The 8101-nt window shown below is 67.5% G+C and carries 9 protein-coding genes; 8 read left to right on the top strand and 1 reads right to left on the bottom strand.

Features of this window, described 5'->3' with window-relative positions; all coding sequences use genetic code 11:
- Positions 1 to 256: 256 nt before the first annotated feature.
- Positions 257 to 985, bottom strand: coding sequence for a response regulator (locus O0J73_RS11325; RefSeq protein ID WP_040009454.1), 729 nt, complete (start codon positions 983 to 985; stop codon positions 257 to 259).
- A gap of 127 nt (positions 986 to 1112) precedes the next feature.
- Between O0J73_RS11325 and rlmD the strand changes: the two genes are divergently transcribed.
- The 8 genes from rlmD to O0J73_RS11285 all read left to right on the top strand — a co-directional run bounded on the left by rlmD (position 1113) and on the right by O0J73_RS11285 (position 7996).
- On the top strand, positions 1113 to 2447 hold the full coding sequence (rlmD, locus tag O0J73_RS11320) for a 23S rRNA (uracil(1939)-C(5))-methyltransferase RlmD (RefSeq protein ID WP_308308726.1): 1335 nt from the start codon (positions 1113 to 1115) through the stop codon (positions 2445 to 2447).
- Positions 2448 to 2480: 33 nt separating this feature from the next.
- Positions 2481 to 2966, top strand: a complete 486-nt coding sequence (locus tag O0J73_RS11315; protein ID WP_308308727.1) for a CYTH domain-containing protein — start codon at positions 2481 to 2483, stop codon at positions 2964 to 2966.
- 115 nt (positions 2967 to 3081) lie between these two features.
- Positions 3082 to 3777: a DsbA family oxidoreductase gene (locus O0J73_RS11310; protein WP_006461214.1), complete on the top strand. Its 696-nt coding sequence runs from the start codon at positions 3082 to 3084 to the stop codon at positions 3775 to 3777.
- A 163-nt stretch (positions 3778 to 3940) separates the two neighbouring features.
- On the top strand, positions 3941 to 4948 hold the full coding sequence (nagZ, locus tag O0J73_RS11305) for a beta-N-acetylhexosaminidase (protein WP_308308725.1): 1008 nt from the start codon (positions 3941 to 3943) through the stop codon (positions 4946 to 4948).
- Entirely contained in the window at positions 4948 to 5502 is a 555-nt protein-coding gene (locus O0J73_RS11300) for a hypoxanthine-guanine phosphoribosyltransferase (protein WP_006461210.1), read from the top strand. The genes nagZ and O0J73_RS11300 overlap by 1 nt, the downstream gene beginning before the upstream one ends.
- An 82-nt stretch (positions 5503 to 5584) precedes the next feature.
- A complete protein-coding gene (locus O0J73_RS11295; RefSeq protein WP_006461208.1) occupies positions 5585 to 6331 on the top strand; it encodes an S-methyl-5'-thioinosine phosphorylase in 747 nt (248 codons plus the stop codon).
- Positions 6332 to 6419: 88 nt separating this feature from the next.
- The gene (locus O0J73_RS11290; protein ID WP_005410590.1) at positions 6420 to 6626 is read left to right on the top strand and encodes a cold-shock protein; all 207 of its coding nucleotides are present in this window, start codon (positions 6420 to 6422) and stop codon (positions 6624 to 6626) included.
- A gap of 101 nt (positions 6627 to 6727) precedes the next feature.
- A complete protein-coding gene (locus O0J73_RS11285) occupies positions 6728 to 7996 on the top strand; it encodes an NAD(P)/FAD-dependent oxidoreductase (RefSeq protein WP_308308724.1) in 1269 nt (422 codons plus the stop codon).
- Positions 7997 to 8101 lie beyond the last annotated feature (105 nt).

Genomic DNA, 8101 nt, shown 5'->3' with positions numbered 1-8101 from the left:
CATCCACGCATGGCGTAGATCTACCGTGTCGATCAAGGTCGACACCTACCAACAGCCGCTGGAATCTGTCAGAGGTGGGGCGGTGTGGGTTGGCAGGACCGTTGGCGCCATGGATGGCGCCATCGAGCCCCCAGGGACGGGTTTACGGCGTGTCCTGACCACCCACACCGCCCCGCCATCCCACAGAATGTCGCTCTTGCTCTGGTCGTTGCCGTTGCATTGAGCAGGTGCAGGGCGCAGCCCTGCCGAACACCCCTCAGTGCAGCAGGGCAGCCACTGCGGCGCGGAACCCGTCCTGGGCCTGCCCCGACTCGGGCGCGTGATGCAGCTGGCGCACTGCCCGGCCCAGACGTGCCGCACCCACGAAGCCGCAACTCGCCTGCAGCCGATGCAACTGGCTGCGCAGTTGCCGCTCGTCATGCTGGTGCACCGCCTGCTCGACCGCGTCGCGCACGCCGGGCAACTCGGCCAGGAACAGTTCTCGCAGCGCGATCAGGTGGTTGCGCTGGCCATTCAGTGCGGCCAGTGCTGCGGTCTCGTCCCAGTCCTGCACCTGCAGCTCGACCGCTGCCGGGGCCTGGGCCACGAAGATGCCCGCCGGGCTGTTCACCAGGGCCCGGCGCACCGCCTTCAGCAGCTGGTCGCGGCCCAGCGGTTTGACCAGGGTGTCGCTGAAACCGGCTTCGCGCAGGCGGGCATGAATGGAGGTGTCGCCGTCGGCGGTATGCGCCAACGCCGGGGTATCGGGGTGTGAGCGGCGCAGTTCGCGCAGCAGCTGCGCGCCGTTGCCATCGGGCAGATTGACGTCGATCAGCCACAGGTCATGCGCGCCGGGCTCGGCGCTGGCCAGCGCGCTGGCCAGTGAGTCTGCGGTGTCCACATCCGCTGGTAACGTTTCCAATGCCGCCTTGAAAAAACCGCGGCTGATGATGTCGTCCTCGACAAGCAGGAAGCGGGGCCGGCTGGTCCGCGGGGTCATCTGCATCAGGGCTGCCTCCATGTCAGCTGGTCCAATCATCAAGCACGACGGCGACGGGCGCAAGCGGGTCCGGGCCCTGCCGGTCAGGATCTGCGACAATACGGCCCCATTTTTGCCCGCAGCCTGTCGCCACGTGGCCCGATCCCGCTCCCGCATCGACCGTACCCCGTTCCAGACCGAAATCCTCGACCTCAGCCATGATGGCCGCGGCGTCGCCCGCCGTGAAGGCGAGGGCGGCAAGGTCACCTTCATCAGCGGCGCCTTGCCGGGCGAGGTGGTGATGGCGGAACAGACCGCCCGCAGCCGCCATTTCGACGAGGCGCGCACGGTACAGGTGCTGCAGGCCTCGCCGCAGCGTGTCACCCCCAAATGCCCGCACTTCGGCACCTGCGCCGGCTGCGTGCTGCAGCATCTGGACGAAGACCAGCAGATCGTCGCCAAGCAGCGCGTGCTGATGGACAACCTGGAGCGGATCGGCCACGTGAAGCCGGGCACCGTGCTGGCGCCGCTGGTCGGCGAGAGCTGGGGCTACCGCCGCAAGGGCCGTTTCTCGGTGCGCCGGGTCGAGAAGAAGGACAAGACCCTGGTCGGTTTCCGTGAACAGGACCCGCGGTTCGTGGCCGACCTCGGCCAGTGCCTGACCGTGATTCCGGAGATCGGCACCAAGGTCGAGGCCCTGTCCACCTTCATCGAATCGCTCGATGGCAAGCGTGACATCCCGCAGATCGAATTCATCGCTGGCGACCAGGCCGTGGTCCTGACCGTGCGGCACCTGCAGCCGCTCAGCGATGCCGACCGCGCGGCCTGGGCCACCTTTGGCCAGCAGCATGGCTTCGTGATCTACCTGCAGTCCGGCGGCGTGGACACCGTGCAGCCGCTGGACGGGCAGGGCGTGCCGCTGTCGTTCCGGCTGGCACCGTGGGATGTCGAGCTGGCATTCCGCCCGCTGGACTTCATCCAGGTCAATGCCAAGCTCAACGAGAAGATGATCGCCCACGCCCTGGACCTGCTGGAACCGGGTGAGGACGAGCGCGTGCTGGACCTGTTCTGCGGCCTGGGCAACTTCACCCTGCCACTGGCCCGTCGCGTACGCGAAGTGGTCGGCGTGGAAGGCGATGCCGGCCTGGTCGCGCGTGCCCGCGAGAATGCCGAGCGCAACGGCCTGGCCAACGCGCAGTTCTTCAGTGCCGACCTGACCCAGGACCAGCGCAGCACTGCGTGGATGCGCCAGGGCTTCGACAAGCTGCTGCTCGACCCGCCGCGCTCGGGTGCGATCGAAGTGCTGCAGCAGCTGCCGCTGAAGCAGTTCAAGCGCATCGTCTACGTCAGCTGCCACCCGGGCTCGCTGGCGCGCGATGCCGGCTACCTGGTCAACGAACAGGGCTTCACCCTGGTCAGCGCCGGTGCCATGGACATGTTCCCGCACACCGCACACGTGGAAAGCATTGCGGTGTTCGAGAAGCGCTGACGGGCTGTCATGCCCATCGCGCATAATGGCGCGATGGGCATCGAAATCGAACGCAAATTCCTCGTCAGCAGCGATGACTGGCGCATCGCCGCGCACCGGGTGATCCCGATGGCGCAGGGCTACATCAACGACATGGGCGCGCTCGACCGTGGCACCCAGAACGCTTCGGTGCGCGTGCGTATCGAGGGCGACCGCGCCGCGCTGAACCTGAAGTCGCGCACCATCGGCCATACCCGGCAGGAATTCGACTACCCGATCCCGGTGGAGGACGCGCGCGCGCTGCTTGCACTGTGCGTAGGCGGGCTGATCGACAAGCGTCGCCATCTGGTGGACCACGCCGGGCTGACCTGGGAAGTGGACGAGTTCCTCGGCGACAACGCTGGTCTGGTCGTGGCCGAGGTCGAGCTGGACAGCGCCGACCAGGTCATCGACCTGCCGGACTGGGTGGGTGCCGAGGTGACCGACGACGCCCGCTACTACAACGTCGCCCTCGCCAGTCGCCCCTATTCACAGTGGTGAACCCCCCAAAAAGGGGACGGAGGGGATTAAGTCGTCTTTACCCCCGCCTGTGCGGAAAGCGGCTTGATCCCCTCCGTCCCCTTTTTTCGAAGGCCATGGCCCCCATGTGGTGGGGATGAGAATCGACATCTACTCCGACGTGGTCTGCCCCTGGTGCTGGATCGGCAAGCATCGTTTCCAGCAGGGCGTGCAGTTGCTGGGCGCCGACGCGCCTGAACTCGACATCCATTGGCAGCCGTTCCAGCTGGACCCGGACGCGGATGCGAAGCCGGTGCCGCTGCGCGAGGCCTATGTGCGCAAGTTCGGCGGTGTCGAGCGCACTGAGCAGATCCTCAACCAGACCCAGACCACCGCGCGCGCCGAAGGCCTGCCGATGGACTTCAGCCAGGGCCAGGTGCGGGTGACCACGCTGCCGGCCCACCGGGTGCTGTGGCTGGCCGGCCAGCATGGGGTGCAGGACGCGGTGGGCGAGGCGTTGTTCCGCGCCCATTTCGAGCAGGGCCAGAACCTGGCCGACAGCTCGGTACTGGTCAAGGCTGGCGTAGCCGGTGGCCTCGACGCGGGCGAGATCACCCAGATGCTGGCCTCCGACCGCGGCCTGGCGGAGGTCGAGGCAAAGCTGCAGGAAGCCCATGCACTGGGCATTTCCTCGGTACCGACGTTCGTCATCGACGGCCGCTGGGCCATTTCAGGCGCACAGCCGCCGGAGGCCTTCGCCAACGCGCTGCGCCAGATCGCGGCCGAGCAGGGTGCATCCGCGTCCCCGGCAGGGGGCGACGAGGCCTGCGGCCCGGACGGCTGCAAGGTCTGACCGGCCCCGAAAAGGGGACGGAGGGGATCAAGTCGTTTCCAGCTCGTGAGGGCCGATTGCGGCTTAATCCCCTCCGTCCCCTTTTCGCGACCACTGCGCCTGTCGGCTGGTTCTGCGACAATGCGGCACTGCGCCATGCGGGCGCGCGTTGTGGAGATCGACCATGCTGCTGATCGGCGTTGCCGGCACCGAACTGACCGCCCAGGAACGTGACTGGCTGCAGCACGATGCCGTGGCCGGGGTGGTGCTGTTCAAGCGCAACTTCGCCTCGCGACAGCAGGTGACCGATCTGAGCACGGCGATCCGCGCCGCCGCCCCGCGCCCGCAGCTGATCTGCGTGGACCAGGAAGGCGGCCGTGTGCAGCGTTTCCGTGAAGGCTACAGCGAGCTGCCGCCGCTGCAGGAGATCGGCGCGCTTTACGCGACTGATCCGCAGCGAGCGCTGGCGCTGGCCGAACAGCACGCCTGGCTGATGGCCAGCGAGGTCCGCGCCAGCGGCGTGGACCTGAGCTTCGCGCCGGTGGTCGACCTCGGCCGTGGCAACCGTGCCATCGGCAACCGTGCCTTCAGTGAAGACCCGCAGGTGGTGGCCGCGTTCACCGCCGCCTACGTGCGTGGCATGCACGCCGTTGGCATGGCGGCCACGCTCAAGCATTTCCCTGGCCACGGCACGGTGCTGGAAGACACCCACGTGGACACCGCGATCGATCCGCGCGCGCTGGACGAGCTGCGTGCGCAGGACCTGGTGCCGTTCCAGGCCGGCATCGCCGCCGGTGCCGATGCGGTGATGATGGCGCACGTGATCTACCCGCAGGTGGCACCGGAACCGGCCGGCTATTCGCCGCGCTGGATCCAGGACATCCTGCGCGGCGAGCTCGGCTTCCGTGGCGTGGTGTTCTCCGACGACATCGGCATGGCCGCCTCGCACAGCGCCGGCGGCGTGCCGGCGCGCGTGCATGCACACCTGGATGCCGGTTGCGATGTGGTGCTGGTCTGCCACCCGGAACTGGTCGATGAAGCCCTGCACGCCGTGCAGGGACGCTCCCTCAATACTGCTGCGCTGCTGGGGCTGCTTGGCCGCGGCGCGCTCGGCTGGGACGGCCTGCTGGCCGATGCCCGCCATGGCGACACCCAATCCCGTCTGCTTGAAACCCTTGGAAGAACCGTCTGATGCCCAACCTCACCATTTCCCAGGCCCTGGCCCAGGCTGACCTGCTGGTCGACCGTCCCACCATCGACAAGGCCATCGCTGGTATCGCCGACGCCATTGCGCGCGATTACAAGGGCGAGGTGCCGCTGTTCCTGTCGATCATGCACGGCGCGCTGCCGTTCGCCGGCCAGCTGGCGCTGGAACTGGGCGCGCGTGGCCAGGACGTGCAGTTCGATTACCTGCACGCCACCCGCTACCGCGGTGAAACCACCGGCGGCGACCTGGTCTGGAAGCACAAGCCGGCCACCTCGCTGTTCGGCCGCCGCGTGCTGCTGATCGACGACATCCTCGACGAGGGCTACACCCTGCAGGGCGTGCGCACCTGGTGCCTGGAGCAGGGCGCGACCGACGTGCGCATCGCTGCGATGACAGTGAAGAAGCACGACCGCGCGCTGCCGGACGTGGTCGCCGACTACGCCGGCATCGAACTGCCGGACCGCTACGTGTTCGGCTTCGGCATGGACGTCAACGAAACCCTGCGCTGCGTGCCGGCCATCTACGCGATGAAGGAATAACGGCGCCGCCGCCCGCGGCGCGTGTTCTTCTGCCGCCGGCATCCTCGGGTGCCGGCGTTCGTCTTTTCATGGAGTGCTTCGAATGCAACAGATCGCCCTGGCCGTGATCGGCGGTACCGGTGTCTACAACCTGGCCAAGCTCGACGACGTGCAGACCCACGAGGTCGACACCCGCTTCGGCCGCCCGTCCGGCCCGGTACGCGTGGGGACGCTGCTCGGCCATCGCGTGGCGTTCCTGGCGCGGCATGGTGAAGGCCACTCGCTGCCGCCGCACAAGATCAACTACCGCGCCAACCTGGCGGCGCTGCAGCAGCTTGGCGCGCAGCGGGTGCTGGCATTGAACACGGTCGGTGGCATCACCGAGGACTTCGGCCCGCGCGTGCTGGCCTGCCCGGACCAGATCATCGACTACACCTGGGGCCGCATCAGCACGATCTGTGAAGAAGAAGGCACCGACGTCGTCCACGTCGATTTCGGCCATCCGTACACGCCGATGCTGCGCAGCAAGATCCTGGCCGCCGCGAAAGTGACCGGTGTCACGGTCCATGACGGCGGCTGCTACGGCGCCACGCAGGGCCCGCGTTTGGAAACCATCGCCGAAATCGCCCGCATGCGCCGTGATGGCTGCGACCTGGTGGGCATGACCGGCATGCCGGAAGCCGCACTGGCACGGGAGCTGGGGCTGGATTACGCCTGCCTGGCCATCATCGCCAACTGGGCCGCCGGCTGTGGAGATGGCGAGGAGATTACGATGGCCGAAGTGCTGGCCAACGTGCAGGCGGCGAGCAACGGACTTCCGGAACTGGTGGGCGAATTGGCACGGGGGTGATTGTCTTCCCCGAGCAAGCTTTGCATACTCAGCTTGTGCGCGGGTTCAGCGTACACCACCCATTCATTGCATAAGGTCTCGCATCACCATGCCGAACGGTACCGTCAAGTGGTTCAACGACGCCAAGGGATTTGGCTTCATCTCGCCGGAGGATGGCAGCGCCGACGTGTTCGCGCACTTCTCCGCCATCAACTCCAAGGGCTTCCGCAGCCTGCAGGAAGGCCAGCGTGTCACCTATGACGTGACCCAGGGCCCGAAGGGTGCCCAGGCTTCGAACATCACGCCGGCCGAGTGATCCACTCGACAGTGCGTTGAAAACCCCGCTCCGGCGGGGTTTTTTTTGCGCAGCTGTCCGCATTCCGGTCGTCATCTGCCGGCCTCGGGCACAATGCAGGCATGAAGGAACGACTGCGCATCGCCGTGATTGGCTACGGCACCGCTGGACAGGCCTTGTCCATCCTGCTCACCCGTGATGGTCACGAGGTGGACATTTTCGAGCGCGTGCCCACGCCTGGGCCGGTCGGCGCAGGCTTCCTGCTGCAGCCCAGTGGCCTGCAGGTGCTGTGGCAGATGGGCCTGCTCGACGCCGTGCGCGCGCATGCCGCACCGGTGCACCGCCTGTACGGCGATACGCCGTGCGAGCGCGCGGTGATGGACATGCGCTACGACGGCCTGGACGCGCGCCTGCATGGGCTGGGCATGCAGCGCGGCGCGTTGTTCTCGCTGCTGGATGAAGCGCGGGACGGCGCAGGGCAATTGCATGCCGGCATCACGATTACCGGAGTGGATGCCGAACAGGGCCGCCTGCGCGACGGCCAAGGCCGCACGCATGGCCCGTTCGACCTGGTGGTGGCTGCGGATGGCGCAGCGTCGACGCTGCGCAGCACCATTGCCACGGGTGCCGGGCTGGATCGCGTGTATCCGTGGGGCGCGCTGTGGTGCCTGCTGCCGGCCGAAGACTGGCCACACGTGCAGGAGTTGCGCCAGCGCTACGTGGCCGCGCGCAAGATGATCGGTCTGCTGCCGGTGGGCACCTGTCCGGGTGACGACACGCCGCGCCTGAGCTTTTTCTGGAGCCTGCCGCGTACCGATTTCGAGCGCTGGCAGAACCATGGCATGCCGTCCTGGCTGGAGGAACTGCACACGCTGTGGCCGCAGGCCGCTGCGCGCTTCGCCCACCTGCGTGATGCCGGCCAACTGGCGCGCGCGGTCTATCGCGATGCGGTGATGTCGCGCTGGCACCAGGGGCGGCTGGTGCTGGCCGGTGATGCCGCGCACGCGATGAGTCCGCAGCTGGGGCAGGGCGTGAACATGGCGCTGCTCGATGCGCTGGCGCTGCGCGATGCGGTGCGCATCCATGGTGGTGGCACGGCCGCGCTGCAGTCCTACCAGGCGCAGCGGCGCGCGCATGTGGCGGTGTACCAGCGCTGGAGCCGATGGCTGACGCCGTTGTTCCAGTCCGACCGCGATGCCTGGGCGAAGGCGCGTGATGTGCTGCTCGGTCCGATGGGGCGCCTGCCGGGCGGTCGCAGCCACATGCTGCGCGTGCTGAGCGGCACGCAGCATGGCTGGTTCGGTTCGCTCGCGCTGGATCCTGCCTTCATCAAGGCGCTGGGCAGCGCAGCCGAAACGTCTCGCACTGGCGCTGCAATCGCAGGCGTGTGAAGCAGGCCGTCACGTGAATTAACGGTTGCCTCACCGTGGTTGTGCGACAAGAGGGAAGCACGCGACAGCCGCGTCGCCCGTTTTCCTTTCCGTGATCAACATCGC

It is taken from the genome of Stenotrophomonas sp. Sm6012 (genome assembly GCF_030985895.1).
GTDB lineage: Bacteria > Pseudomonadota > Gammaproteobacteria > Xanthomonadales > Xanthomonadaceae > Stenotrophomonas > Stenotrophomonas forensis.
Note: the sequence above shows the minus strand (reverse complement) of the source record. Positions and strands in the feature narration are given on the sequence as shown.